The sequence below is a fragment of the Vogesella perlucida genome (genome assembly GCF_979366545.1).
The window spans coordinates 55,614-79,221 of record NZ_CEETRO010000009.1 but is presented as its reverse complement, the minus strand read 5'-3'; the positions used below and the strand labels follow the sequence as shown (position 1 = coordinate 79,221).

The following is a 23,608-nucleotide window of genomic DNA, read 5'->3' as shown; positions in this document are numbered from 1 at the left end:
ATATTTGTTGCAATGCAGCAAGATGGCATCTAGGCTGAAAGCGAGGATCCTCCTCGTGTTGTCTCCATCACTCGGCAGTTTGTGCCACACCCGCTACCCCATGGCGGGTTTTCTTTTGTGGCCAGTCGGCGTGTTGCTTGAAGCAAAAGGTAATACGTCATTATCATTGCATGCTGCCGCATTTTTACCCATTTTGCCACAAGGTGTCAGTAACGAGCCGCGCGCGATCCATTTACTACCGGATAAACCATGCATACCTTTTTTGACTTTCGCCGCACGGCTGTTTGCCTGTTGGCGGTGTTCTTGCTCTCTGCACCGGTGCAGGCGGCTACCCAGACCCTGAAAGATGTAACGGCTGCTATCCATAACCCGGGCACCGTGCCTGCCGATGCTGGCATGCTGGCCAGGGCGGCTCGCCTGGCTATCGGGCAACAAGGCTGGACGTTACAGACAGAGAACCAGCCAGGCCGTATAACGCTATTCAAGCGGGAAGGTCATCGCTCGGTGACGCTCGCGATGACACAAGATACCGCCGGGTACCGGCTCAGCTATCTTGCTTCTGAAGGCATGGGTTTCGAGCGCGTGGTGGACAATAGTGCGGCCCATGAAGTCATGCCTTCGGGGTGTTCTTCTTATTGCAGGCGAGCGTGGGAAGAATCGCGCAAGCAACTTGCCCAGCAGGTTGTGTACGTAGAACAGGTTGATGAGCATTACTACCGTTGGGTCATGCCGCTAGCCAGACAGCTACAGCTGGCGGGTAATGCCGCCTTGGCGCAAACCTGGGCCGATGTGTTTGCGGCCAACCTGCTGCGCAGCGACGGCGAGCTGATTACCTTTGCCATTCTGGACAAGGCGGCCAGGGCAGCAGCACCGCGTCTTGGCTGGCAAGTGCTACCATCGGTACAGCCAGAGACGGTGAGCATGATACGTAGCGAGGGCGGGCGCAGTGCTACCGTGCAACTGGCCCAGCGTGGGCAGGGCTTTCGTTTGTCTTATGTTGCGTCAACAGGGTTAGGCTGGTCCAAGCGAGAGCGTCAGGTAGAAAAAATGTCCTACAGTGGCGGTTGTTATGGTCCTTGTCAGCAGCGCGAAGCGGAGCTTTACCAGCAATCCAGGGAGGATGGCAGCTTGTACGAGCAGCGTATCGACGACACCTATTACCAGTGGGTACGAGCGCTGCGGGACGAAATTGCGGCCGAAAGCGACCGCGCCCAGCTCTGAAAAACCGTGTTTTTAGCACGTATGTGCTGACTGGCTTGGTCGCCTGTGTTATCGGGTGGCCGACCATGTGACGCTATCTGTCCGGCTCATTCCCCATGGATCTGTCTGTTTTCACCTAGCCATCCACCGGCGCGTGCGGGGTATCCAGCAGCAGTTGGTAGAAAGACAAGTCTAGCCAGCGGCCAAACTTGAAACCCACCTCCGGCAAGGTCGCCACATGCCTGAATCCCAGCTGTTCATGCAGGGCAATGCTGCCGCTGTTGCTGGCGTCGATGCCGCCGATCATGGCGTGGACATTGTTTTGCCGTGCGGCGGCAATCAACGCCTGCATCACGGTGCGGCCCAGGCCCTGGCCACGGTGGTCCTTGTGTACATAAATCGAATGCTCCACCGAGTACTTGAACGCCGGCCAGGCGCGGAAGGTACCGTAGCTGCCAAACGCCAGCAGTGTGCCCTGGCTGTCTTCCACGCCAATCACCGGAAAGCCGCCTTTTTGCTTGGTATCAAACCAGCTCACCATGCTTTCAGGTGGGCGGGGGGCGTAGTCGTACAGCGCGGTGGAGTTCAGGATGGCTTCGTTGAAGATGTCCAGAATGGCGGCGGCGTGGCGCTCGGCAGTGCAATTGACCAGCTTGTTCTCACTCATGATGGTTTCCCTGTGGCGGAAGGTTGCGCGCACAGCGCAACCAGATAGCGTGCCGGGTTGGCCGCGGGGTTGTGGAAGACGATCTGCTGGCCCAGCGTGATCGCCAGGCAGTCGCCAGCCTGTAGCTGCCAGCACTGGCCCGCTGCCGTAATGTGCATTTCACCGGATAACAGCCAGATCTGCTGGTAGGTAACCATGCTGCGCAGGGCGTTATCAAAGGTAACGCTCTGGCCGGGCATGAAGGTCACCTCGGCCAACTCGATGGGGCTGTCACCGCCTGGAGGTGACAGCTGGCGGCGCAGGTAGCCGCTGGCAGGGTCTTGCCAGACTGGCTGTGCGTCGTGGCGGGCTAGCGGCGAGGCGGCTTGCACGGCGCTTTCTTCTGCAAACAGCGAGGCCAGGCTGACGCCCAGCGCGTTGGCCAGCTTGTTCAGCACGATGGCCGTGGCGCTGGTTTCGGCGCGCTCGATCAGCGAAATCATTGAACGGCTCACGCCGCTCAGTTCGGCAAGGGTGTCCAGCGCGTAACCGTGCTGCTTACGTAGCGAGCGGATGCGTTGGGCTAGCAGGGTATCCAGATTCATTATTCCAATATAAGGGAATACAAATCCAGTAAACAAGAAGTTTGTCGCTTGCCAACAGAGCGTGTTGGAGGTACGGGCTGGATGGTGCCGGGCTGAGGGCCGGTTGCGGGTGGGGTGTCGGCTGCAGCCGTCTGGCCACTAGCAGCGCCTGGCGGGTGCAAAGGGGCGCTGCTTGTTAACCTGCCATGCCTGTGCTGGCCGCCAGCAGGAATGATGGGGTAAAAAACAAAAAAGCCCTTGATTTCTCAAGGGCTTAGCTGTGTGTACTGGCGGAGAGGGAGGGATTCGAACCCTCGGTACGCTCGCACGTACGCCTGATTTCGAGTCAGGTACATTCGACCACTCTGCCACCTCTCCGACTCAGTAGGCTGCGGATTATAGGTAGCGCCTGTGGGGCTGTCAACTGTTACCCATGCATTTTTTTGCCAAGCCTGCCGCCGCCGCCGTGGCTGCGGCATACTGCCTGTTCGATAGAGGCCGTACAGGCCCGTACATGCAAAGGGACAGCAGTAGTGAAACTCTCCAGACGGCTGGATGCCATCGCCCCGTTTCAGGTGATGGCCATCCTGGAAAAGGCCCGCGCCTTGCAGGCAGCGGGGCATGATGTGATTCACCTGGAAATCGGCGAGCCGGATTTTGCCACCCCGCAGGCAATCGTCGAGGCGGGGCGGGCGGCGCTGGCCGGTGGCCATACCTTCTATACCGCCGCGCAGGGGCTGCCGCAGCTGCGCGAGGCGATTGCCAGCCATTACGCCAGCCAGTTTGGTGTCACGGTGGCGCCGCAGCGCATTATCGTTACGCCCGGCGCATCCGGTGCGCTGCAGATTGCGCTGTCGTTGCTGGTAGACGAGGGCGACGGGGTGCTGATGGCAGACCCGACTTACCCGTGCAACCGCCATTTTGTCAGCCTGCTGGGCGGGCAGCCGCAGGCGGTGCCGGTGGGGGCAGAGACGCGCTTCCAGCTGTTGGCCGCACAGGCTGAGGCGCATTGGCAGGCTAATACGGTGGCGGCGATGGTGGCCACGCCGGCCAACCCGACGGGTACCATGCTGAGGCCGGACGAGTTGGCCGGATTGGCCGGTGTGTGTCGTGCGCACGGCGGTGCACTGATCGTGGACGAGATTTATCAGGGCTTGTGCTACGACACGGCGCCGTTTACGGCGCTGGGGCTGGCGGATGATGCTTTTGTGATCAACAGCTTTTCCAAGTATTTCCAGATGACCGGCTGGCGCCTGGGCTGGCTGGTGGTACCTGACGCCTATGTGGAGCCGGCACTGCGCCTGGCGCAGAACCTGTTTTTGTGTGCGCCATCGGCGGCGCAGTACGCGGCGCTGGCGGCGTTTCAACCAGCGGTGCTGGCCGAGTTGGAGGCGCGTCGTGCCGAGTTTGGCCGCCGCCGCGACTATCTGCTGCAGGCGCTGCCGCAGCTGGGCTGGCGCATTCCGGCACAGCCTGACGGGGCATTTTATGTGTACGCGGACGTGTCGGCGGTCACGGATGACAGCTTTGCCTACTGCCAGCGTGTGCTGGATGAGGTGCAGGTGGCGATTACGCCGGGGGCGGATTTTGGCCAGCATCAGGCCGGGCGCTATGTGCGGGTGGCGTACACCACCGGGGTGGCGCGTCTGGCCGAGGCGGTGGCGCGCATGGCACAGGTAAGCGGCTAGCCCGGCTGTGCCAGCCATACGCCGGCGGCGAGCGCGATAGCGGCGTGGCACCAGGCGAGCAGGCGTTGTTGTCTGGCCAGCGCGGCAGGGGCGCGCCAGCTCAGTATGAACGGGCGTGTGTCGCCAGGGCGGCGCAGGTGGTGGCTGGGCGGGATGGCGGCCAGCTCGCGGTGCTGCTGGTTGATGGTGTGGTGCGCGGCCTGGCGCACGGCTTCCCATTCGTCCGGCTCCAGCTGGCCGTTGCCATTGCGGTCGAAGCGCTGCAGCAGGCTGGCGCGGTCGGCTTTCCACTCGTTGAGCAGCAGCTGCAGGTCGTCACGCCAGGCTTGTTGGCCGGGCGGGCCGGCGTGGGTGGTGACACTGCCCAGGGCGTAGAGCGGGTCGCCGTCTGCGATCCAGCTTTCCTGGTATTGGTACTGTTCGTCTTGCCATTGCCGCTGGTGCAGGGCATCGACGTGTGCGCCTTCCGGCTCGATCACCAGCTGGCCTTTATCCAGCTGCAGTAGCAGGGCGCTCTGGCTGGTATGGCGTTGATTGCCGCCTGGCAGGCTGCCGTGGCGGTCGTCACGGCGCTGGCGGCTGGCGCGGTACCAGACGCAACGCATCAGCCCGTAGGGGGTGAGCAGGGGCGTGCCGGCCAGCGCACGGGCCTGGCCGTAGAATTCGCCATAGCCTTGTACCGGTGCGGCGCTGCGGCTGGTGGGGGTGTCGGCCACGAAACGGTAGCGGCGGTACTGCCACCACCACAGCAACAGGGCCAGGCTGCCGGTGGCCAGCGGGGCGAGCCAAGGCTGGCTTGGCGGGGCGAGCTGTCCTAGCGGCACGGCCAGCAGGTAGAGCGCCAGGCTGTGCCAGCCGTATAGCAGCTGGCTAGCGCTGGAAAAGCGCATTCACGTCTACGTCGCGCTTTTCGGCTTCGGCAAAGCGTAGTGGCCGCGCCGGGCGAAAACTGAACAGGCTGGCGACGACGACATCGGGAAACTGCTCGATGCGTACGTTGTTCAGGTTCACGGCTTCGTTATAGAGTTCGCGCCGGTCGGCAATGCTGTCTTCCAGCTGGGTAATGCGTTGTGCCAGGTGGCTGAACTGGGCGTCGGCCTGGAGCGCCGGGTAGGCTTCGGCCACGGCAAAGATCTGGCCGGTGAGGCTGCGCAGCTGGCCTTCCAGCTCGCCAATGCGGCCAACGTTGGCCGTGCGTGCCGCCTCGGACAGCATGGCGCGGGCTTCCATGACCTGGGTCAGGGTGGCTTGCTCAAACTGGCTGTAGTGACGGCACACGTCTACCAGCTTGGGGAGCTCCTCGTGGCGCTGTTTCAGCAGTACATCGATATTGGCCCAGCATTTACTGACTTCGTGCTTCAGGCGTACCAAGCCGTTGTAGAGCATGACCCCGTAAAAAAGGACCACGAGGCAGGCAGCAATAAACAGGATAAACGGCATGGGCTGGACCTTTCTGTGAGCAGCAGCGACGTATTGTAGCGCTGCTGGCGGGAGATGCGCAGCGCGTGGTTCTTATGGTGGTTTATCGAGACCTGGCGGGCTGGTTTATGCTTTATGCAAAATCATCTTGCCCAGCGTACTGGGTAGCCCGGGAAAACAAGATGCAAACATTAAACATTATTGGTGCTGGCCGTCTGGGCCAGAGTATTGGCCGCCTGGCTGCGCAGGCAGGCTACCGCATTGGCAGTGTGTATTGTCGCAGCCAGGCGTCGGCTCAGGCGGCGTGCGACTTTATCGGGCAAGGCGTACCGCTGGCCAGCCTGCACGGCGTGCAACCCGCGCTATTAACCCTGCTGGCGGTGCCTGACGGGCAGATTGCACCGGTAGCGGCGATGCTGGCGGATAGCGGCCGGGTGGCTGCCGGCCAGGTGGTGTTTCACGCCAGCGGCGCGTGCGAGGCGGCTTTGCTAGCCCCGCTGGCCGCACGCGGGGCGTATTGCGCCAGCCTGCACCCGGCGTTTTCGTTTGCCGAGCCGGCGCGGGCAGTGGCCAGCTTCGCCGGTACGCGCTGTGCGCTGGAGGGCGACGAGCGCACCTTTGCCTGCCTGCAGGATCTGGCAATAGCCATTGGCGGCCAGCCGTTTTTGCTGGCGCCTGGTGGCAAGCTGGCGTACCACGCGGCCTTGGCTGTGGCATCAAACTACCTGGTAACGCTGCATGCGCTGGCGCAGCAGCTGGCGGGCAGGGCGGGGATTGGCGCGCAGGATGCCCAGGTGCTGCTGGGTGACCTGATGCAGAAAACGCTGGCCAACAGCCTGGCGCTGGGGCCGGCCAACGCCCTGACAGGCCCGATTGCACGCGGCGATGCCGACACGGTAAGGCGCCACCGCGCCGTGATGAGCCCGCAGCAGGATGCGCTGTATTGTGCACTGGGTACGGCAACGCTGGGTCTGGCGGCAGGGCGGCTGGATGATGCGCAGCATGCATCGGTCTTGGGTGCATTGCGCGAGAGCGGGCTTGGCGCTGGTTAGGTGATTGGCCAGGCTGAGCCTGGCGCGACCTAGCCGGTTTCCAGCCGTTGCCGGCCGTTTTGTTTGGCGCGGTACAGCGCGGCATCGGCGCGGTGGTAGGCGGATTGCACGCTATCGTCAGCCAGTAGCTGGGTCAGCCCCCCTGAGCAGCTATAGCTGAAATGGCTTTGTTCACCGATAAGCCGCGGTTGCAGCAGGCCGCCGAGCAGATGCTGTAATAGCTGGCTGGCTTGTGTCAGTGCGGTATCCGGCAGTACCAGCATGAACTCCTCTCCGCCCAGGCGGCCTACGCCATCGCTACGACGCAGCTGGCTTTGCAGGTAGCGGGCAAAATCCATTAGGACCAGGTCGCCAAACGGGTGGCCGTGGCGATCGTTGATCTGTTTGAAAAAGTCGATATCCAGGATGGCCACGCAGTGTGTGCCCGGCCGTACCAGCTGGGCTTCCATCAGTGCCAGGATGTGGCGGCGGTTGCTCAGCCCGGTCAGCTCGTCGGTGCTGGCGGCACGCAGGGCCAGGTCGCGCGCGGTACGCAGGCTGCGCTCGCCCGCTGCCAGCTTGCTGATGTCTACCGCTGTACACAGCATCCAACCGGCTTCATTGACCGTTTCGGTCATCAGTATCCAGCGGCCGTCGTGCAGGTCGCTTTCCAGCATGCGATAGGATTGCTTGCCACGCCGCGATAGCGCCGAGCCCAGCCAGGTGTCGAAGTCCGGGGTACGGATGAGGGTGCCGGTTTGCCCTGCGTAGTTATCCCGCATCAGCTGTACCCAGGTGGGCATGGCACTATCCGCCAGGTGGTAGGCTTGGCGGAAGGCCGGGTTGGCGTAGCGTAGCGTGTCGCTGGCGTCGAACAGGGCTACCAGTAGCTCGCTGCCCTGATACAGGGTTTGTAGTTGCTGGATATGGTCGGTTTGCAAGGTGTTGGGCATGGCAGGCTTTCGCAGTCTCTGTCTTTATAGTAGTGCTTTAACAGTGAACTGCAGCCAGCCTGGCATGCTATTTAAGCAGCGTGAATCACAAAGATAGCCGGCCGTTTGTGGAAGTCTGGCGCTTCGCGTGGCCAGTCTTTTACCCGGCGGCTCACAATGGTTTGTGTTGGCGCGGTAAGGTCTGCCGCCACGCACAGGCGTGTGCTGGCGGCCAACGTTTCGCGTAGCTGCTGCAACAGGGCGTTGTTGCGGTACGGCGTTTCGATAAACAGCTGGGTTTCGTTGTTTTGCTTGGAGCGCAGCTCCAGCGCCTTGATGGCTTTGGCGCGCTCGCCAGCGTCTACCGGCAGGTAGCCGTGAAAGGCAAAGCACTGGCCGTTGGCGCCGCTAGCCATCATGGCCAGCAAAATGGACGATGGCCCGATCAGCGGCTCCACGCGGTAGCCTTTTTCGTGCGCCAGGGCGACCAGCTGCGCGCCGGGGTCGGCCACCGCCGGGCAGCCGGCTTCCGATACCAGGCCCAGGTCTTGCCCTGCGGCCAACGGTGCCAGCAGCGCGGCTACGTCGGCCGGTTTGGTGTGTTCGTTCAGCGTGTGCATCACCAGCTCGCGTATCGGCGTGGTGACGCCCAGCTGTTTCAGGTGCTTGCGGGCGGTTTTTTCGGCTTCCACCACAAAATGGGTCAGGTGGGTCACGCGGGCGCGCTCGCCTTCCGGCAGCCAGGGGGTATCGCCTTCACCCAGCGGGGTGGGGATAAGGTATAAAGTGCCGGCCATTACAGAATCTCCAGGCCTTCGTTTTGCAACATGGTCACCAGCGCAAACAGCGGCACGCCAATCAGCGAGTTGGGGTCGTCGGCTTCTACCTTTTGCATCAGCGCTCCGCCCAGCGTTTCGCTCTTGGCGCTGCCGGCGCAGTGCAGGGCGTCGGGTTCGCGGGTAAGGTAGTGGCGGATTTGCTGTTCGGTAAGGGTGCGCAGCGTCACCTTTGTGATGCCGACATCTTCTTGTAGTTGGCCGCTACGGCTGTTGTACAGTGCCAGCGCAGAATGGAATACCACGGTGCGGCCGCTCATCCATTGCAGCATTTTCACGCCGTTTTCAAAGCTGCCGGGCTTGCCGATCTGCTGGCCATCCAGCAGGGCAACCTGGTCTCCGCCGATAATCAGCGCGTCCGGGTACTGTGCGGCCAGCGACATGGCCTTGGTACGCGCCAGGCGTACGGCGGTATCCAGCGCACTTTCGCCGGGCAGCGGGGTTTCGTCGCAAATCGGGGCCGCAGTGATCAGCGGCAGGCCCAGGCGGGCAACAATGTCACGCCGGTAAGGCGAGGTAGAAGCAAGAACAATCTGCATGGTGTATCCGGTGGGCAAGCTGCTGCGGGCGTTTTGACAACGGCCACTGGCAGGGTGTCGATAGGTTAAGTCCTGATTGTTTTGACAAAATGGCAGCGGCGATTATATCATCCAAGGTTTATGTCTAACCCGATTTTGATTGATCCGCTCGCGTTTGCCCGCGATGGTGGCTTGCTGGAAAGCGAAACACCGGTTGCAGCAATGAATGTCCGCGTGCACGAGGTGCTGGCTTCTACCGCTGGCGCAGCTCGTTTCACCGTTAGTGGTTTTAGTGACCGCTTGCGGCGTCCGTCGTTGCGTTATCGCGTTGTTGCCAATGTCGAGGTCAATTGTCAGCGTTGTCTGGCGGCTATGCCGCTGGAAGTCGTCAGCGAAGGGGTCATCACGCTGTTTGTCAGCGAGGCGAAACTGGAAGCTGCCGTTAACGTGGACGATGAACTGGACGCCATCCTGGCCGAAGAAACATTCGACGTGACCGCGCTGATCGAAGACGAAATCATTATGGGCTTGCCGCTGTCGCCAAAACACGACGACTGCGGTACGGAGCATCTGGAGCGCGCCAAGGCTGACAAGCCTAACCCCTTTGCGGTACTGGCGACGCTTAAGAAATCCGGGTCCTGAACTTTTACTTGAATTTCTTAGGAGTCGACCATGGCTGTTCAACAGAACAAAAAGTCCCCGTCCAAACGTGGCATGCACCGCGCACACGATTTTCTGACCGCTCCGTCGCTCGCTAAAGAGCCGACCACCGGCGAAACCCACCTGCGTCACCACATCAGCCCGAACGGTTTCTACCGTGGCCGTCAGGTTGTGAAGGCTAAAGGCGAGTAATCCGCGCCTTGACCACTCTTACCTTCATAACTACAGGTAGGTTTACTACCGTTTCACGTTGATGACTATCACCGTAGCGGTTGATGCAATGGGCGGTGACGTTGGCCTCAAAGTCACCGTCCCGGCATCTATCCGATTCCTCCAAGAAACCCCCGACATTCATCTGATCCTGGTTGGCGACAGTGCGGCAATCGATGCCGAGCTGCATGGCCTGCAGGAATCTTTGCGTGCGCGTGTGCGTGTTCAACATGCTACCGAAGTGGTAGGCATGGACGAATCGCCGCAGCTGGCGCTGAAGAACAAGAAAGATTCGTCGATGAGGGTGGCGATTAACCTCGTCAAAGAAGGCCAGGCGCAAGCAGCCGTGTCTGCCGGTAATACCGGTGCACTGATGGCGACTGCCAAGTTTGTCCTGAAAACCATCCCCGGTATCGACCGTCCGGCCATTGCCAAAATGATGCCTGGTATCAAAGGCAGCACCTGTGTGCTGGACCTCGGTGCCAACGTTGAATGCTCGCCAGAACAGCTGGTGCAGTTCGGCATCATGGGTTCGGAGCTGGCCGCCAGCCTAACGCACAAGCCCAACCCGACGGTAGGCCTGCTGAACATCGGCTCGGAAGATATCAAGGGCACAGATTCCATCAAGCGCGCAGCCGAGTTGCTGCGCGAATCCGGTCTCAACTTCCACGGTAACGTTGAAGGCAACGACATCTTCAAATCAACAGTAGATGTGGTAGTCTGCGACGGTTTTACCGGCAACATTGCGCTCAAGGCTTCCGAGGGGCTGGCGCACATGATTGCTACCTTCCTGCGCGAAGAGTTCGCCAGCACGTGGTGGACCAAGCTGTGCGCCCTGGCAGCCATGCCGGTGCTCAAGCGGTTCAAGGCGCGTGTTGACCCCCGTTATTACAATGGCGCCAGTTTTCTGGGCCTGCGGGGGATCGTGGTAAAAAGCCACGGCGGTACCGACGCGCTGGGATTCCGTATTGCATTGGAGCAGGCTTGCGAGGAAGTTCGCGCCAATGTAATTGGTCACATCGCAGACCGGGTCGCTTCCCAACTACAAAATCTCAAGCGTTCCGAGTCTGAAGCTTAAAGTTAGCTCATGACCTATTCACGCATTCTTGGTACCGGCAGCTACCTGCCGGAAACTGTTATGACGAATGCGATGCTGGCTGAGCGCATCGAAACCAGTGACGAGTGGATTGTCTCTCGCACTGGCATTCGTGCGCGCCACATCGCGGCAGAAGACCAGAAAACCAGTGACCTGGCCTACCTTGCGGCACAGCGTGCCCTGGACAGTGCCGGCTTGCAGGCTGCCGATCTGGACTTGATCATCGTCGCTACCACCACCCCGGATATGGTGTTCCCCAGCACGGCCAGTATTTTGCAGGAAAAGCTGGGCATTCCTGGCGTACCGGCATTCGACGTGCAGGCCGTGTGCGCCGGTTTTGTCTACGCCCTGGCTACGGCCAACGGTTACATCAAAAGCGGTATGGCCAAAAACGTGCTGGTTGTGGGCGCCGAAGTCATGAGCCGCCTGCTGGACTGGGAAGACCGCCGTACCTGCGTACTGTTTGGCGATGGCGCCGGCGCGGTAGTGGTGGGTCCGTCCGACGAGCCGGGCATCCTGCATGCCAAGTTGGCCGCAGACGGCCGCTATCGCGACATTCTCAAGACCGAAGCCCAGATCATTGGCGGCGAGGTGGAAGGCACGCCTTATCTGCATATGGATGGCCCGGCCGTATTCAAGTTTGCCGTGAAGGCGCTGTCCGATATCGCCGAAAAAACCCTGGCAGAAGCCGGCGTGTCGCAAGATAGCGTGGACTGGCTGGTGCCGCACCAGGCCAATATCCGCATTATCGAAGCCACGGCCAAGCACCTGCAGCTGTCCATGGAAAAAGTGATTGTTACCCTGCCGGAGCAGGGTAATACCTCCGCGGCGTCTATTCCGCTGGCGTTTGACCACGCTGTGCGTCAGGGCAAGATCCAGCGTGGCCAGACCGTGCTGATGGAAGGCATTGGCGGTGGTTTCGCCTGGGGCGCGCTGCTACTGCGCTTCTGATCTGTAGCAAGCCGGCCATGTAGCAATATGTAGCCGGCTTGTTTGATTTTTATCAATGAATGGCGGCAAATCGCGCTGATCTTCGTCGATCATACGAGCGTTTGAGTGTTTTCTTTGCATAAATCGCAGCGAGCAGTCATCATTCCCCCCGTTTCAAAAGGAGACCCAACATGGCGTTTGCCTTTCTCTTTCCCGGTCAGGGCTCGCAAAGCCTGAAAATGATGGACGGCTTTGCCGACCTGCCGGTAGTAAAACAGACTTTTGACGAAGCCTCCGCCGCCCTGGGTGAAGACCTGTGGGCCATGCTGCAGGCTGACAGCGCTGACGCGATCAACGCCACCGTGAACACCCAGCCGCTGATGCTGGCTGCCGGTGTCGCCACCTACCGCGCCTGGTTGGCGCAAGGTGGTGCGGTACCTGCTGCCATGGCAGGCCACAGCCTGGGCGAATACAGCGCCCTGGTGGCTGCCGGTAGCCTGGACTTTGCCGATGCGGTTCGCCTGGTGCGCCTGCGTGCGCAGGCCATGCAAGAAGCCGTACCGGCGGGCGAAGGCGCGATGGCCGCCATCCTTAACCTGTCCGACGACGACATCCGTGCTGCGTGTGAAGAAGCCGCGCAGGGCGAGGTAGTAGAGCCGGTCAACTTCAACTCGCCAGGCCAGGTGGTGATTGCCGGTAGCAAGGCTGCCGTAGAACGCGCCATGGAGCTATGCAAGGCGCGCGGCGCCAAGCGTGCGCTGCCGCTGCCGGTGTCGGTGCCATCGCACTGCACACTGATGAAGCCGGCGGCCGAGCGCCTGGCCGCTGCGCTGGCCACTGTAGACATCAAGGCACCACAAGTGCCGGTGCTGCACAATGCCGACGTGGCCAGCTACAGCGACGCCGGACAGATTCGCGACGCGCTGACGCGCCAGCTGTACCGCCCGGTACGCTGGACCGAAACCATCCAGCAGCTGGCTGCCGACGGTATCGTGCTGATGGCCGAGTGTGGCCCGGGCAAAGTGCTGGCCGGCCTGGCCAAGCGTATTGACGGCAATGTCAGCTGCCACGCACTGACCGACGCTGCCAAGCTGGAAGCCGCCCGCGCCGAGCTGGCGTAAAGATGAAAGGTTGGCCGCATGCGGCCAACTGCAGGAGAGATACATGAGCTTGCAAGGTAAAGTAGCGCTGGTTACCGGCGCATCCCGTGGCATTGGTGCCGCCATTGCCGACACGCTGGCAGCTGCCGGTGCCAAGGTGATTGGTACCGCTACCTCCGAATCCGGCGCGGCCGCCATTGGCGAGCGCCTGGCGCAGTGGGGTGGTGTAGGCATGGTGCTGAACGTGGGTGAAGAGGGTGCCATCGACGCACTGATCGACACCATCGCCAAAGAACACGGCGACGTGGCCATCCTGGTGAACAACGCCGGTATTACCCGCGACGGCCTGCTGATGCGCATGAAGGACGACGACTGGGATGCCATCATGGATACCAACCTGAAGTCGGTATTCAAAGCGTCCAAAGCCGTGTTGCGCGCCATGATGAAGGCCCGTACCGGCCGCATCATCAACATTGCCTCGGTAGTGGGTGCCATGGGCAATGCCGGGCAGACCAACTATGCGGCGGCCAAGGCCGGCATCATGGGCTTTACCAAGTCCATGGCCCGCGAAGTAGGCAGCCGTGGCATTACCGTGAACTGCGTGGCACCGGGCTTTATCGATACCGATATGACCCGCGCCCTGCCGGAAGCACAACGCGACGCGCTGGTCGGCCAGATTGCCCTGGGCCGCCTGGGCGATGCACAAGACATCGCCGATGCCGTGCTGTTCCTGGCGTCGGACAAGGCAGCTTACATTACCGGCCAGACACTGCACGTGAATGGCGGTATGCTGATGCCGTGATTTTTCTGGCCGCAAGGCTGGAAAATGCGGGGGTAAAAACAACATTGCCCCCGCGTTTAACCGGATTAAAGGGCCTGCTGGCGTATAAAAACAGCAAGAACTGCTGTGCTAGGTAGGCTACTCTAATTTTTTTTTGTAGAATGTCGGGGTTTTGTTGTCCCGAACACAGAAAGGTAAAGGGTTTAAACAAATGGAAAACATCGAAGCGCGCGTTAAGAAGATCGTTGCCGAGCAACTGGGCGTGAACGAAGCCGAAGTAAAAATCGACTCCTCGTTCGTGGACGATCTGGGCGCTGACTCTCTGGACACCGTTGAGCTGGTAATGGCTCTGGAAGAAGAGTTCGAGTGCGAGATTCCGGATGAAGAAGCCGAGAAGATCACCACCGTTAAGCAGGCTGTTGACTACGTAACAGCTCACCTGAACAAGTAATCCTTTTTTATAAAAGGGTTGCCTGGACCTCTGCTGGTGGCTTTGGCTCGCCTGCAGAGGTCTTTTTGCTGTAGTGGCCCTGAAACGTGCGTTTGATTTACTGGGCGCGTAAACCGTTTCAGGACTATCGGGAGTACGCTCCCTTTTTTCACGGAGATACCCTGTGTCAAAACGCAGAGTAGTAGTGACCGGCCTCGGGCATATTTCCCCGGTTGGCAACGATGTGAGCAGTGGCTGGGCCAATCTCCTGGCCGGCAAGAGTGGTATCACCAACATCACCCGCTTTGATGCCAGCGATATCGCCTGCCAGGTAGCAGGTGAAGTTAAAGGCTTCGACATCAGCCAGTACATTTCGCCCAAGGATGCACGCCGTATGGACGTGTTCATTCATTACGGTATTGCCGCCGCGCTGCAAGCGGTAGCAGATGCCGGCCTGGACGATGTGGCAGGCCTGGACAAGACCCGTGTGGGTGTGAATATCGGTTCCGGTATCGGTGGCCTGCCGCTGATCGAGGAAACCGGCGTGGCCCGCCACGAAGGCGGCATTCGCAAGATCGGCCCGTTCTTCATTCCGGGCTCGCTGATCAATATGGTAGCGGGCCATGTGTCCATCCTGAAAGGCTACCAGGGCCCGAGCTACGGCATCGTGTCTGCCTGCACCACCGGCGCGCATTGCATTGGCGATGCCGCCCGTGTGATTCAGTACGGCGACGCCGACGTGATGGTAGCGGGTGGCGCCGAAGGCACTATCTCCAGCCTGGCTGTTGGCGGTTTTGCTGCCATGAAGGCGCTGTCCACCCGTAACGACGACCCGGCCACCGCCTCCCGCCCGTGGGACAAAGGCCGTGACGGCTTCGTGATGGGCGAGGGCGCCGGTGTGCTGGTGCTGGAAGAGTACGAGCACGCGGTAAAACGCGGCGCCAAAATCTACGCCGAGCTGGTAGGTTTCGGCATGAGCTCTGACGCGCACCACATTACTGCCCCTAGCGCAGAAGGCCCGGCACGCGGCGTGCTGAACGCCCTGCGCGACGCCGGCCTGAACCCGGACCAGGTGCAGTACGTGAATGCCCACGGCACCTCCACCCCGCTGGGTGATGCCAACGAAACCAATGCGCTGAAGATCGCGTTTGGCGACCACGCCAAAAAGCTGGTGGTGAACTCCACCAAGTCCATGACCGGCCACTTGCTGGGCGGCGCGGGCGGTGTAGAAGCCATCTACTCGATTCTGGCCGTGCACAATCAGGTTTCCCCGCCGACCATCAACCTGCACGAGCAGGACATCGAAGGCGGCTGCGACCTGGACTACTGCGCCAACACTGCGCGTGACATGAAGATCGACGTGGCCATCTCCAACTCCTTCGGGTTTGGTGGTACTAACGGCACACTGGTGTTCAAACGCGTATAAAAGCCGACACGTCGCACCGGCGACGTTGACAGCCAAGACCGCTGCGATAAACTCGCGCGGTCTTTTTCTTTTGCGGCTGCCGTCATGGCGGTGCCCACACCCATGCATTACGAACTGCTGAACCACACGCCCGACCTGCTGGCCCTGCACGCTGCCGACCGTGGCCGTTTTCCCTACCTGATGCAGTCGTCCGGCGACATCGGCTGGGATATCCTGATGGCGCTGCCAGAACAGCGCCGTATCTATGGCGAAGGCGAGGGCGCGGCCTTTCTGGACGCGGTGCGCGCACTGCCACGCGAAGACAGCGTGGCCAACCCGCACGGCCTGCCGTTTAGCGGCGGCTGGTTTGTGTACATGGGCTACGACCTGCTGTCCGAGTTTGAGCCCACTGTGCCGGCCGCCATCAGCGACAGCTTCCCGCTGGCGGCGCTGTGCCGCGTGCCGGCCGCCATCCAGCTGGACCGCGCCAGCGGCCGCTGTTGGCTGATGGCAGAAACCGCTGCCCAGCTGGCCGCACTCAAGGCCGCGCTGCAAGACGTGCCCGCTTTTGCGGCCAACCCGGTACAGCTGCAGGCGCTGGAAGAAGACCCGCCGCACTGGTATACCGACGCCGTGGTGCGGCTGAAGGACTACATCTACGAAGGCGACGTGTTCCAGGTGAACATCTCGCGCGGCTGGCGTGCCACCTTGCACGACAGCGTGCGCCCGGTAGACCTGTTTGCCGCGCTGCGCCGCGCCAACCCGGCGCCGTTCTCGGCGCTGGCCGACCTGGGCGATGCCTACATCGTCAGCTCGTCGCCGGAGCGCCTGGTGCGCGTGCACGACGGCTGGGTGGATACCCGCCCGATTGCCGGCACCCACCCGCGCTCGCCCGACGCTGCCGAAGACGCCGCACTGAAGCAGCGGCTGATCAGCAGCATCAAGGAACGCGCCGAGCACGTGATGCTGATCGACCTGGAGCGCAACGACCTGGGCCGCATCTGCCAGCCCGGCACGGTGGAGGTGAACGAGCTGATGGCCGTAGCCAGCTACGCTTACGTGCACCATATCGAATCCAACGTGCGTGGCCGCATCCGTGATGGCGTGGATACCGTGGAGGTATTCCGTGCGCTGTTCCCCGGCGGCACCATTACCGGCTGCCCCAAAGTGCGTACCATGCAGATTATCCGCGAGCTGGAAAACAGCGCGCGCCGCGCCTACACCGGCAGCCTGGGCTACCTGAACCGCGACGGCACGCTGGACGTGAATATCCTGATTCGTACCTTCATGCAGCAGGGGCAGCAGCTGCGCTTCCGTGCCGGTGGCGGCATCGTGGCCGACTCCGACCCGCAGCGCGAGCTGCAGGAAACCCGCCACAAGGCACGCGGCTTACTGCGTGCGCTGGGCGTAGAGCAAGCCTGAGCCACGGGTGACCAGGGTGGCCGCCCACACCGGAGACGCCATGTACCGCATTGCCCCCGCCGACCCGGCGCAGCCGCAGGCTATCGCCATGCAGGCGGCGCTATCCGCCACGCTGGCGGCCATCACCGGCGATAGCGGCCAGGCCTCGTTTGCGGCTGGCGATGTGCGTGGCGATGGCGCCGTGTTCCTGCTGGCCTGCGATGGCAGTGGCCAGCCGCATGGCTGCGGCGCCTTGCGCCCCTTGCAGCCGGGTGTGGCCGAGCTCAAGCGCATGTACGCGGCGCCCGGCAGCCAGGGCCTGGGCGCGCAGCTGCTGGCGGCGCTGGAGCAGCAGGCCGCAGGCTTTGGCTACCGCGCGCTGTGGCTGTCTACCCGCCGCATCAATACCCGCGCCGTGCAGTTTTACCTGCGCCACGGCTACCGCGAGATTCCCCCTTACGGCCATTATGTTGGCCGCAGCGCGTCCATTTGCCTGGGCAAGGAGCTGACATGCTGATCAATGGTGTGCAGGCAGATAGCCTGCCGGCTAGTGACCGCGGCCTGGCCTACGGCGACGGCCTGTACCGTACGGTGGAAGTGCTGGCAGGCCAGCCCCGGCTATGGCACTGGCAGTGGCAAAGGTTGGCCGCAGACTGTGCCGCCCTGCGCCTGCCGTGCCCGGACGAGGCGCTGCTGCTGGCAGAAATCGCTACCGTCTGCGCCGGCCTGCCACGCGCCGTGGCCAAGGTAGTGCTGACGCGGGGCAGCGGCCAACGTGGCTACGCCATACCGGCCACGGTGCAGCCTACCCGTATCGTGAGCGCAGCCGCGTGGGCGGGCTACCCGCCCGAACGCGACGTGCAGGGTATCGCCGTGCGCTGGTGCAGCACGCAGCTGGGCCTGCAGCCCTTGCTGGCGGGGATCAAACACCTGAACCGGCTGGAGAACGTATTGGCACGCAGCGAGTGGGGCGACCCGGCCATTGCCGAAGGCCTGATGCTGGACAGCGACGGCACCGTGGTGGAAGGCACCATGAGCAATCTGTTCTGGGTGCGAGGCGGTAAGCTGTACACGCCGCTACTGGACCGCTGTGGTGTGTCCGGCGCCATGCGCGCCTGCATTATCGATACCGCGCATCAGCTGGGTATGGCGGTAGCCGAGCAGCGCGTGCTGCCTGCCGAGCTGTTGGCCGCCGATGAAGTATTGGTCTGCAACAGCCTGGCCGGTATCTGGCCGGTGCGCCAGCTGGATGCGCGCACATGGCAGACCTGGCCGCTGGCTGCCCGGCTGCAGCAGCACCTGCCTGCCGCCTGATCAGGCTAGCCGGAAGCGCGCTACCATCTGCTGCATGCTGTCTGCCAGCCCGCTCAGCTGGCTGGAGGTGGTGGCCAGCTCCTCCACCGTGGCGCTGTTTTCCTCGGCCATTTGCGCTATCTGCTCCATGCTGCAGGCCAGCACCTGGCTGGCATCGCGCTGTTCGCCCAGCGCGGCGCTGATGCTGCCTACCGCCTGGCTAGCCTGCGCGCTGAATTGCTGCGCCGCCTGTATGGTATGGCCGCTTCCTTGTGTGGCTTGCTCGGCTTGTACCATCTGCTGTTCGCTTTGACCCATCTGCTGTTCTACATCGTGTACGCCGTGGCGGATACGGCTAATCATGCCGGCGATGTCTCCGGTGGCAGTGGCGGTGCGCTCGGCCAGCTTGCGTACCTCGTCGGCCACCACGGCAAAGCCGCGCCCGGCTTCCCCGGCGCGTGCGGCCTCAATGCTGGCGTTGAGCGCTAGCAGGTTGGTCTGGTCGGCTACCTCGCGGATCACGGTGACAATGCGGTCGATTTCCTGCACTTCGCGGGTCAGTTCACCCAGGGCTTGGCCTGTCTGTTGCACGCTGCGGCCAACCTGGCGCACCAGCTGCAGTGACGACTGCACGGCCGTGACGCCTTGCCCGGCTTGCTGCCCTGCCTGCTGCGAGCGCTGGTTGGCTTCTTCGGCATTGTCCGATACGTGATTGATGCTCACCGTCAGCTCTTCCAGCGTGGCACTGGCTTCGCCGGTGGCTTCGGCTTGGCGCTGTACGCTGATGGCCACTTGTTCCGACATGCTCGATAGCTCGTGCGAGGCATCGCTGACGGCAAATGACGATTGGCGGATGCTGCCCAGGGTGTCGGCAAGCTGCTGTCGCATGCTGTCTGTGGCGTGTGCCAGCTGCAGCGTTTCGTCCCGCTTGGCGGCGGGTAGGGGGCGGGCGCGTGGCCGCAGGTCGCCGGCTGCAATGCGCTGGGTCTCGCGCACGATGCTGCCCAGGTGGCCGGATAGCTTGCTGGCAAATAGCCAGGCTATGGTAGCGCCGAGCAGCAAGGCCGTCAGGCCCACGATGAGCTGCGTGGTTTCGGCCTGGTGGTAGCTGGTGATCGCTTCTTGCTCGGCGCGCTGCATCTCCTGGCGTTGCAGCGCAATGAACTGCTTGAGTGCCGTGACGAATGTTTCGGTTTGCGGGTCCAGCCGTTGCAGCAGCCATGGGCCGGCACCCGCATCCTGGCTGGCCAGCAGCTGGTCAAATTGCAGCTGGCTAGCGTGAGTGGCCTGTAGCAGGCTTTGCAGCTGCTGTAGCTGTTGTTTGCCTGCCGCCTGGTGTTCCAGCTGGTTCAGCTTGTCCAGCGTTGCCAGGCTTTGCTGGCGGTGCTGCTGCATTTGCTGTTGCAGCGCGGGGCTGTCTTGCAGGTGGCGTCGGTGCGCCAGTAGCGCGTTGTCCATGCTCAGTTGTATCAGCTCGGCCGATAGCACCATTTCCGGGCTGAGATCCTCTACGATTTCCTCCAGGTCATGCTCGATCACATTGAGTTTTTGCATGACCAGCCCGGCCATCAAGGCCATCAGTAGCAGGATAAGCCCGAAGGCTGCCAGCAGCTTTTGCCGGATGCTGAAGAGTTGATACATGTTTTTCTCCCTGTGTCCTTACAGTCAGGCTAGGGAGTAGTGGCAGCAATTTCAACTTGGCAATAAATAAAAACTTTTCTGCAAGTTATTGATATTAAATATTTAGTTTATTGTCATGGCAAAGCTGCGCGGTGCTAAGCGGTTGTTTGGCCTGTTTCAGCTGGCAGCGGTACAAACCACTCTTCATGCCTGCTGATGCCCTGCCAGCGTGGGTCCTTGGCCACGGCCGCGGCCAACACCTGCTGCAGGGCCGCGCTGTCGCTGACTGGCTCGTAGATTTCCATCCAGGTCAGTGCATCATCGCGACGTTGCAATAATCTGCCTTTTATCTGCAATTTTTCATGCACATCTGCCATTAGTCTGGCGGATGACTGCTGGAATGGCAGGAAATTGCCGTGGATGCGGTAATAGATATACAGCGAACACTGCATGGTGGCCCCCTTGGCGATACGCAAATGCGGTTATGATAACGGCTCTGAACAGACAGTGATGGGCGATAGCATGCAGGCGGGTGAGGGTGGATTGACCCTGGTAGTGATAGGCGTGGGCCTGATTGGCGGCTCCTTTGCGCTCGCCTTGCGCCGCGCCGGGCGCGTGGCGAAGGTCATTGGTGTGGGGCGGTCTGCGGCCAACCTGCAGCGTGCTATCGAACTGGGCGTGATCGACGAGGCCAGCCACAGCGCCGCCGACGCGGTACGCCACGCCGACGTGGTACTGGTAGCCACACCGGTAGGGCAGATGGCCCGCGTGTTTGCCGACATCGCCCCGCACCTGCCAGCGCACTGCGTGGTCACCGACGGTGGCAGCACCAAAAGCGATGTGGTGGCGCTGATGCGCCAGCACCTGCCCGCCCACCTGGCCAGCTGCGTACCGGCGCACCCGATTGCCGGTTCCGACCTGTCCGGCGCCGCGGCCGCCCAGTACGGCCTGTACGATAACCGCCGCATCGTCGTCACCCCGCTGCCGGAAACCCGCCCCGCCGCCGCCGCGCTGGTGCGCACGCTGTGGCAGGCCTGCGGTGCCCGTGTGTACGAAATGAGCGCCGCCGAGCACGACGCGGTGTTCGCCACCGTGAGCCACCTGCCGCACCTGCTGGCCTTTGCCTACGTGGACACCATCGTGGCCAAGGCCGATGCGGCGCGCTGCTTCGATTTTGCCGCCACCGGTTTTCGCGACTTCACCCGTATTGCCGGCAGCCACCCCGAGATGTGGCGCGACATCGCGCTGGCCAACCGCGACGCGCTGCTGGCCGAGCTGGATGCCTTCCAGGCCACCTTGGCCACGCTGCGCCAGGAGCTGCTGGCAGGTGACGCCGCGGCGATGACCACGCGCTTCGAGCGCGCCCGCGAAGCCCGCCAGCAATGGCAACAACACTTCAACCGGGGCAACGCATGACGATCTGGGTGGACGCCGATGCCTGTCCGGCGGTGATCAAGGACATCCTGTTTCGCGCGGCCGACCGCACAAGTACCGCTACCGTTCTGGTGGCCAACCAGCTGCTGCGTGTGCCGCCGTCGCCGTACATCCGTGCCGTGCAGGTGCCGGCCGGTTTCGATGTAGCCGATAACCACATTGCCCAGCAGGCGCAGCCGGGCGACATCGTGGTGACGGCAGATATCCCGCTGGCCGCGCAGGTGGTGGCCAAAGGCGCGCTGGCGCTGAACCCGCGCGGCGAGCTGTACAGCGACGCCACCATCCGCGAGGCGCTGGCGCTGCGCAATTTCATGACCGAGCTGCGCGACAGCGGCGTGCAAACCGGCGGCCCGGCCGCTTTCAGCCAGCGCGATCGCCAGGCCTTTGGCGCCCAGCTGGACAAGCTGTTGCAAAAGTTGGCCGCAACACGCCGCTAAGCCTCCGTTATCCCTTACGACAGCGTGCCGTCCACGCTGCTGGCTGCGGCGCGGATCACGCCCAGTTTGTCAGCCGGCTGCCAGCCCGCCGGTTTCAGGATCTTGCCGTCGGCGCGGCGCAGTACCTGCCCGTCCACGCACTTGGCCAGGTTGGCCGCATGGATGGCATTGAACATTGCCTGCAGCGGCAAGCCCTGCGATAGCAGCAGCCTGCACAACACGTTCAGCACGTCTACCCCCTCTGCCGTCAGCTCGGCTTGCAACTGCTGCTGCGTGGCGGCGTCGGCCTGCGGCATGGCCCGGTAGTCGGCCAGCGCGGTCTGGAACGTCTGCCATTCCTCTTGCAGCATGGTTTGCCACATGGCTAGCTCTTGCGGCCGATAGGCCGGCGTGTCAGGTGCGGGCATGTCAAAGCACTGCATGAAATCACGACGCTGCTCAAACGGATTACTCATCATCTAGTGAATTTTTGTTTTGATGGTGGCATATTTTGTGTTTTTGGCTGGATGGTGGCAAGCCGCTGTGCATAAAAAAACCGCTGCGGTAAGGCAGCGGTTTTTGTGTGAGCAGGCCATCAATCAGCCTGCAGCCAGCTTGCCCAGTACCTCGAAGTAGTCGGGGAAGGTTTTGGCTACGCAGTTCGGGTCGTTAATCACCACTGGCGTACCCAGCAGCGCCACCAGCGAGAAGCACATCGCCATGCGGTGGTCGTCGTAGGTGTCGATTTCGGCGTTGGCCATCAGCTGCGCGGGCGGGGTGACGCTGATGCTGTCCTGCGTTTCCACCACGCTGGCGCCCACCTTGCGCAGCTCGGTGGCCATGGCGGCCAGGCGATCGGTTTCTTTCACGCGCCAGCTTTCCACATTACGGATGGTGGTGGTGCCCTTGGCAGCCAGCGCGGCCACGGCGATGGTCATGGCCGCGTCGGGGATGTGGTTCAAGTCTACGTCGATGGCTTGCAGGCCGCCGGCCGGGGCGCGGGCTTCGATCCAGTTGTCACCCAGGGTGATCTCGGCACCCATCAGCGCCAGCGCATCGGCAAACTTTACGTCGCCCTGGATACTGCTGCGGCCAACCCCTTCCACACGTACCGGGCCACCGGCCAGCGCACCGGCTGCCAGGAAGTAGGACGCGCTGGAGGCGTCACCTTCCACGTGGATTTCGCCGGGGCTGATGTAACGTTGGCCGCGGGCGATGGTGAAACGCTGCCAGCCGTCACGCTGCACCTGCACGCCAAAGCGTGCCATCAGGTTCAGGGTGATTTCGATGTACGGTTTGGAAATCAGCTCGCCCACCACCTCGATGGTGACGTCCTCGCCGGTAAGCGGCAGCGCCATCAGCAGGGCAGTCAGGAACTGGCTGGAGACATTACCCTTCACCGGAATGACCTGGCCGGCGTTCAGGCTGGCTGGCTTGATCTGCAGCGGCGGGTAGCCGTCGTTGCCCAGGTAGTCGATGTCGGCACCGGCTACGCGTAGCGCGTCGACCAGATCGCCAATCGGGCGTTCGTGCATGCGCGGTACGCCGTGCAGGTGGTAGCGGCCCTGCATTAGCGCCAGCGCGGCGGTTAGCGGGCGGAAGGCGGTGCCAGCGTTGCCCAGAAACAGGTCGGCGTCTTTCACGCTAAAGGCGCCGCCAGTGCCGTGCACCAGAAAGTCGCGGCTGTCGCCTTGCTGCTCGACACGTACGCCCAGCGTGGCCAGCGCTTCCAGCATGCGGCGGATATCGTCGGAGTCCAGCAGGTCGCGCACCAGGGTGCTGCCGTCGGCCAGTGCCGCCAGCAGCAGGGTGCGGTTGGAAATGCTCTTGGAGCCGGGCAGTTTGATGGTGCCGGCCAGCGGGCCAATGGCTTGTAGATGTAGTTGTTCCATGATGTTCTTGTCTGTTTTGCTGCAGGGCGGTGCCCCGCCGGGTGATCTCGGCAACGACTGTACCTGTATTGTGCGCCGCCACGCAA

At 62.3% G+C, this 23,608-nt stretch carries 27 protein-coding genes and 1 tRNA gene; 16 read left to right on the top strand and 12 right to left on the bottom strand.

The window, feature by feature from the left end; all coding sequences use genetic code 11:
* The first annotated feature begins 249 nt into the window (after window positions 1–249).
* Window positions 250–1,221 (top strand): hypothetical protein, encoded by a 972-nt coding sequence (locus ACZ9XP_RS13660; protein WP_147689172.1) that lies wholly within the window; start codon window positions 250–252, stop codon window positions 1,219–1,221.
* Between the two features lie 115 nt (window positions 1,222–1,336).
* Here ACZ9XP_RS13660 and ACZ9XP_RS13655 read toward each other — a convergent pair whose 3' ends face one another.
* From ACZ9XP_RS13655 to ACZ9XP_RS13645, 3 genes are all read right to left on the bottom strand, one after another.
* Window positions 1,337–1,867 (bottom strand): GNAT family N-acetyltransferase, encoded by a 531-nt coding sequence (locus ACZ9XP_RS13655; RefSeq protein WP_147689173.1) that lies wholly within the window; start codon window positions 1,865–1,867, stop codon window positions 1,337–1,339.
* Entirely contained in the window at window positions 1,864–2,451 is a 588-nt protein-coding gene (locus ACZ9XP_RS13650) for a helix-turn-helix domain-containing protein (protein ID WP_147689174.1), read from the bottom strand. The genes ACZ9XP_RS13655 and ACZ9XP_RS13650 overlap by 4 nt, the downstream gene beginning before the upstream one ends.
* A 267-nt stretch (window positions 2,452–2,718) precedes the next feature.
* Window positions 2,719–2,808, bottom strand: a tRNA-Ser gene (locus ACZ9XP_RS13645).
* A 155-nt stretch (window positions 2,809–2,963) separates the two neighbouring features.
* On the opposite strand from ACZ9XP_RS13645, the gene ACZ9XP_RS13640 reads away from it, so the two are divergent.
* A complete protein-coding gene (locus ACZ9XP_RS13640; protein WP_147689175.1) occupies window positions 2,964–4,118 on the top strand; it encodes a pyridoxal phosphate-dependent aminotransferase in 1,155 nt (384 codons plus the stop codon).
* On the opposite strand, the gene ACZ9XP_RS13635 is transcribed toward ACZ9XP_RS13640, so the two are convergent.
* A complete protein-coding gene (locus ACZ9XP_RS13635) occupies window positions 4,115–5,008 on the bottom strand; it encodes a hypothetical protein (RefSeq protein ID WP_147689176.1) in 894 nt (297 codons plus the stop codon). The genes ACZ9XP_RS13640 and ACZ9XP_RS13635 overlap by 4 nt on opposite strands.
* Window positions 4,989–5,558 carry a LemA family protein gene (locus tag ACZ9XP_RS13630; RefSeq protein WP_147689177.1) on the bottom strand — a complete coding sequence of 190 codons (570 nt, stop codon included), beginning with the start codon at window positions 5,556–5,558 and terminating at the stop codon, window positions 4,989–4,991. The genes ACZ9XP_RS13635 and ACZ9XP_RS13630 overlap by 20 nt, the downstream gene beginning before the upstream one ends.
* 161 nt (window positions 5,559–5,719) lie before the next feature.
* Here ACZ9XP_RS13630 and ACZ9XP_RS13625 point away from each other — a divergent pair, with 161 nt between their 5' ends.
* Window positions 5,720–6,589: a Rossmann-like and DUF2520 domain-containing protein gene (locus ACZ9XP_RS13625; protein ID WP_147689178.1), complete on the top strand. Its 870-nt coding sequence runs from the start codon at window positions 5,720–5,722 to the stop codon at window positions 6,587–6,589.
* Window positions 6,590–6,618: 29 nt separating this feature from the next.
* Here ACZ9XP_RS13625 and ACZ9XP_RS13620 read toward each other — a convergent pair whose 3' ends face one another.
* From ACZ9XP_RS13620 to ACZ9XP_RS13610, 3 genes are all read right to left on the bottom strand, one after another.
* On the bottom strand, window positions 6,619–7,521 hold the full coding sequence (locus tag ACZ9XP_RS13620) for a GGDEF domain-containing protein (protein ID WP_147689179.1): 903 nt from the start codon (window positions 7,519–7,521) through the stop codon (window positions 6,619–6,621).
* Window positions 7,522–7,592: 71 nt separating this feature from the next.
* Window positions 7,593–8,297 carry an SAM-dependent methyltransferase gene (locus tag ACZ9XP_RS13615; RefSeq protein ID WP_147689180.1) on the bottom strand — a complete coding sequence of 235 codons (705 nt, stop codon included), beginning with the start codon at window positions 8,295–8,297 and terminating at the stop codon, window positions 7,593–7,595.
* Complete coding sequence (locus ACZ9XP_RS13610; protein WP_147689181.1) at window positions 8,297–8,875, bottom strand: Maf family nucleotide pyrophosphatase; 579 nt, start codon at window positions 8,873–8,875, stop codon at window positions 8,297–8,299. The genes ACZ9XP_RS13615 and ACZ9XP_RS13610 overlap by 1 nt, the downstream gene beginning before the upstream one ends.
* Window positions 8,876–8,995: 120 nt before the next feature.
* Here ACZ9XP_RS13610 and ACZ9XP_RS13605 point away from each other — a divergent pair, with 120 nt between their 5' ends.
* The 11 genes from ACZ9XP_RS13605 to pabC all read left to right on the top strand — a co-directional run bounded on the left by ACZ9XP_RS13605 (window position 8,996) and on the right by pabC (window position 18,181).
* The gene (locus ACZ9XP_RS13605) at window positions 8,996–9,496 is read left to right on the top strand and encodes a YceD family protein (protein WP_147689182.1); all 501 of its coding nucleotides are present in this window, start codon (window positions 8,996–8,998) and stop codon (window positions 9,494–9,496) included.
* A 30-nt stretch (window positions 9,497–9,526) separates the two neighbouring features.
* A complete protein-coding gene (gene rpmF, locus ACZ9XP_RS13600; RefSeq protein WP_017509929.1) occupies window positions 9,527–9,706 on the top strand; it encodes a 50S ribosomal protein L32 in 180 nt (59 codons plus the stop codon).
* A 61-nt stretch (window positions 9,707–9,767) separates the two neighbouring features.
* On the top strand, window positions 9,768–10,802 hold the full coding sequence (gene plsX / locus ACZ9XP_RS13595; protein WP_147689183.1) for a phosphate acyltransferase PlsX: 1,035 nt from the start codon (window positions 9,768–9,770) through the stop codon (window positions 10,800–10,802).
* Between the two features lie 9 nt (window positions 10,803–10,811).
* Entirely contained in the window at window positions 10,812–11,771 is a 960-nt protein-coding gene (locus tag ACZ9XP_RS13590) for a beta-ketoacyl-ACP synthase III (protein WP_147689184.1), read from the top strand.
* Between the two features lie 170 nt (window positions 11,772–11,941).
* Complete coding sequence (gene fabD, locus ACZ9XP_RS13585; protein WP_147689185.1) at window positions 11,942–12,871, top strand: ACP S-malonyltransferase; 930 nt, start codon at window positions 11,942–11,944, stop codon at window positions 12,869–12,871.
* A gap of 43 nt (window positions 12,872–12,914) precedes the next feature.
* A complete protein-coding gene (gene fabG / locus ACZ9XP_RS13580) occupies window positions 12,915–13,652 on the top strand; it encodes a 3-oxoacyl-ACP reductase FabG (RefSeq protein WP_147689186.1) in 738 nt (245 codons plus the stop codon).
* A gap of 190 nt (window positions 13,653–13,842) precedes the next feature.
* Window positions 13,843–14,082 carry an acyl carrier protein gene (gene acpP, locus ACZ9XP_RS13575; protein WP_017509934.1) on the top strand — a complete coding sequence of 80 codons (240 nt, stop codon included), beginning with the start codon at window positions 13,843–13,845 and terminating at the stop codon, window positions 14,080–14,082.
* A gap of 163 nt (window positions 14,083–14,245) precedes the next feature.
* Window positions 14,246–15,487, top strand: a complete 1,242-nt coding sequence (fabF, locus tag ACZ9XP_RS13570) for a beta-ketoacyl-ACP synthase II (protein ID WP_147689187.1) — start codon at window positions 14,246–14,248, stop codon at window positions 15,485–15,487.
* A gap of 102 nt (window positions 15,488–15,589) precedes the next feature.
* Window positions 15,590–16,888, top strand: coding sequence for an aminodeoxychorismate synthase component I (locus ACZ9XP_RS13565; RefSeq protein ID WP_147689188.1), 1,299 nt, complete (start codon window positions 15,590–15,592; stop codon window positions 16,886–16,888).
* A 40-nt stretch (window positions 16,889–16,928) separates the two neighbouring features.
* Window positions 16,929–17,384, top strand: coding sequence for a GNAT family N-acetyltransferase (locus ACZ9XP_RS13560; protein ID WP_465188598.1), 456 nt, complete (start codon window positions 16,929–16,931; stop codon window positions 17,382–17,384).
* Window positions 17,378–18,181: an aminodeoxychorismate lyase gene (gene pabC / locus ACZ9XP_RS13555; RefSeq protein ID WP_465188597.1), complete on the top strand. Its 804-nt coding sequence runs from the start codon at window positions 17,378–17,380 to the stop codon at window positions 18,179–18,181. The genes ACZ9XP_RS13560 and pabC overlap by 7 nt, the downstream gene beginning before the upstream one ends.
* Here pabC and ACZ9XP_RS13550 read toward each other — a convergent pair whose 3' ends face one another.
* A complete protein-coding gene (locus tag ACZ9XP_RS13550; protein WP_465188596.1) occupies window positions 18,182–19,801 on the bottom strand; it encodes a methyl-accepting chemotaxis protein in 1,620 nt (539 codons plus the stop codon).
* A gap of 134 nt (window positions 19,802–19,935) precedes the next feature.
* Window positions 19,936–20,232 carry a DUF4936 family protein gene (locus ACZ9XP_RS13545; protein ID WP_465188595.1) on the bottom strand — a complete coding sequence of 99 codons (297 nt, stop codon included), beginning with the start codon at window positions 20,230–20,232 and terminating at the stop codon, window positions 19,936–19,938.
* Window positions 20,233–20,290: 58 nt separating this feature from the next.
* Here ACZ9XP_RS13545 and ACZ9XP_RS13540 point away from each other — a divergent pair, with 58 nt between their 5' ends.
* Window positions 20,291–21,196 carry a prephenate dehydrogenase gene (locus ACZ9XP_RS13540; protein WP_465188594.1) on the top strand — a complete coding sequence of 302 codons (906 nt, stop codon included), beginning with the start codon at window positions 20,291–20,293 and terminating at the stop codon, window positions 21,194–21,196.
* A complete protein-coding gene (locus ACZ9XP_RS13535) occupies window positions 21,193–21,651 on the top strand; it encodes a YaiI/YqxD family protein (RefSeq protein ID WP_147689193.1) in 459 nt (152 codons plus the stop codon). Before ACZ9XP_RS13540 ends, ACZ9XP_RS13535 begins: the two co-directional genes overlap by 4 nt.
* Window positions 21,652–21,665: 14 nt before the next feature.
* On the opposite strand, the gene ACZ9XP_RS13530 is transcribed toward ACZ9XP_RS13535, so the two are convergent.
* Window positions 21,666–22,073, bottom strand: a complete 408-nt coding sequence (locus tag ACZ9XP_RS13530) for a pyrophosphohydrolase domain-containing protein (RefSeq protein ID WP_465188643.1) — start codon at window positions 22,071–22,073, stop codon at window positions 21,666–21,668.
* A 156-nt stretch (window positions 22,074–22,229) separates the two neighbouring features.
* The gene (aroA, locus tag ACZ9XP_RS13525; protein ID WP_465188593.1) at window positions 22,230–23,522 is read right to left on the bottom strand and encodes a 3-phosphoshikimate 1-carboxyvinyltransferase; all 1,293 of its coding nucleotides are present in this window, start codon (window positions 23,520–23,522) and stop codon (window positions 22,230–22,232) included.
* Window positions 23,523–23,608: the final 86 nt, after the last annotated feature.

What these genes read in the sequence shown, in the direction of transcription:
- ACZ9XP_RS13660 (WP_147689172.1), top strand. Translation starts at nt 250, where the DNA reads ATGCATACCTTTTTTGACTTTCGCCGCACGGCTGTTTGCCTGTTGGCG.
- ACZ9XP_RS13655 (WP_147689173.1), bottom strand. Translation starts at nt 1,867, where the DNA reads ATGAGTGAGAACAAGCTGGTCAATTGCACTGCCGAGCGCCACGCCGCC.
- ACZ9XP_RS13650 (WP_147689174.1), bottom strand. Translation starts at nt 2,451, where the DNA reads ATGAATCTGGATACCCTGCTAGCCCAACGCATCCGCTCGCTACGTAAG.
- ACZ9XP_RS13635 (WP_147689176.1), bottom strand. Translation starts at nt 5,008, where the DNA reads ATGCGCTTTTCCAGCGCTAGCCAGCTGCTATACGGCTGGCACAGCCTG.
- ACZ9XP_RS13630 (WP_147689177.1), bottom strand. Translation starts at nt 5,558, where the DNA reads ATGCCGTTTATCCTGTTTATTGCTGCCTGCCTCGTGGTCCTTTTTTAC.
- ACZ9XP_RS13625 (WP_147689178.1), top strand. Translation starts at nt 5,720, where the DNA reads ATGCAAACATTAAACATTATTGGTGCTGGCCGTCTGGGCCAGAGTATT.
- ACZ9XP_RS13620 (WP_147689179.1), bottom strand. Translation starts at nt 7,521, where the DNA reads ATGCCCAACACCTTGCAAACCGACCATATCCAGCAACTACAAACCCTG.
- ACZ9XP_RS13615 (WP_147689180.1), bottom strand. Translation starts at nt 8,297, where the DNA reads ATGGCCGGCACTTTATACCTTATCCCCACCCCGCTGGGTGAAGGCGAT.
- ACZ9XP_RS13610 (WP_147689181.1), bottom strand. Translation starts at nt 8,875, where the DNA reads ATGCAGATTGTTCTTGCTTCTACCTCGCCTTACCGGCGTGACATTGTT.
- ACZ9XP_RS13605 (WP_147689182.1), top strand. Translation starts at nt 8,996, where the DNA reads ATGTCTAACCCGATTTTGATTGATCCGCTCGCGTTTGCCCGCGATGGT.
- rpmF (WP_017509929.1), top strand. Translation starts at nt 9,527, where the DNA reads ATGGCTGTTCAACAGAACAAAAAGTCCCCGTCCAAACGTGGCATGCAC.
- plsX (WP_147689183.1), top strand. Translation starts at nt 9,768, where the DNA reads ATGACTATCACCGTAGCGGTTGATGCAATGGGCGGTGACGTTGGCCTC.
- ACZ9XP_RS13590 (WP_147689184.1), top strand. Translation starts at nt 10,812, where the DNA reads ATGACCTATTCACGCATTCTTGGTACCGGCAGCTACCTGCCGGAAACT.
- fabD (WP_147689185.1), top strand. Translation starts at nt 11,942, where the DNA reads ATGGCGTTTGCCTTTCTCTTTCCCGGTCAGGGCTCGCAAAGCCTGAAA.
- fabG (WP_147689186.1), top strand. Translation starts at nt 12,915, where the DNA reads ATGAGCTTGCAAGGTAAAGTAGCGCTGGTTACCGGCGCATCCCGTGGC.
- acpP (WP_017509934.1), top strand. Translation starts at nt 13,843, where the DNA reads ATGGAAAACATCGAAGCGCGCGTTAAGAAGATCGTTGCCGAGCAACTG.
- ACZ9XP_RS13565 (WP_147689188.1), top strand. Translation starts at nt 15,590, where the DNA reads ATGCATTACGAACTGCTGAACCACACGCCCGACCTGCTGGCCCTGCAC.
- ACZ9XP_RS13560 (WP_465188598.1), top strand. Translation starts at nt 16,929, where the DNA reads ATGTACCGCATTGCCCCCGCCGACCCGGCGCAGCCGCAGGCTATCGCC.
- pabC (WP_465188597.1), top strand. Translation starts at nt 17,378, where the DNA reads ATGCTGATCAATGGTGTGCAGGCAGATAGCCTGCCGGCTAGTGACCGC.
- ACZ9XP_RS13550 (WP_465188596.1), bottom strand. Translation starts at nt 19,801, where the DNA reads ATGTATCAACTCTTCAGCATCCGGCAAAAGCTGCTGGCAGCCTTCGGG.
- ACZ9XP_RS13545 (WP_465188595.1), bottom strand. Translation starts at nt 20,232, where the DNA reads ATGCAGTGTTCGCTGTATATCTATTACCGCATCCACGGCAATTTCCTG.
- ACZ9XP_RS13540 (WP_465188594.1), top strand. Translation starts at nt 20,291, where the DNA reads ATGGGCGATAGCATGCAGGCGGGTGAGGGTGGATTGACCCTGGTAGTG.
- ACZ9XP_RS13535 (WP_147689193.1), top strand. Translation starts at nt 21,193, where the DNA reads ATGACGATCTGGGTGGACGCCGATGCCTGTCCGGCGGTGATCAAGGAC.
- ACZ9XP_RS13530 (WP_465188643.1), bottom strand. Translation starts at nt 22,073, where the DNA reads ATGCAGTGCTTTGACATGCCCGCACCTGACACGCCGGCCTATCGGCCG.
- aroA (WP_465188593.1), bottom strand. Translation starts at nt 23,522, where the DNA reads ATGGAACAACTACATCTACAAGCCATTGGCCCGCTGGCCGGCACCATC.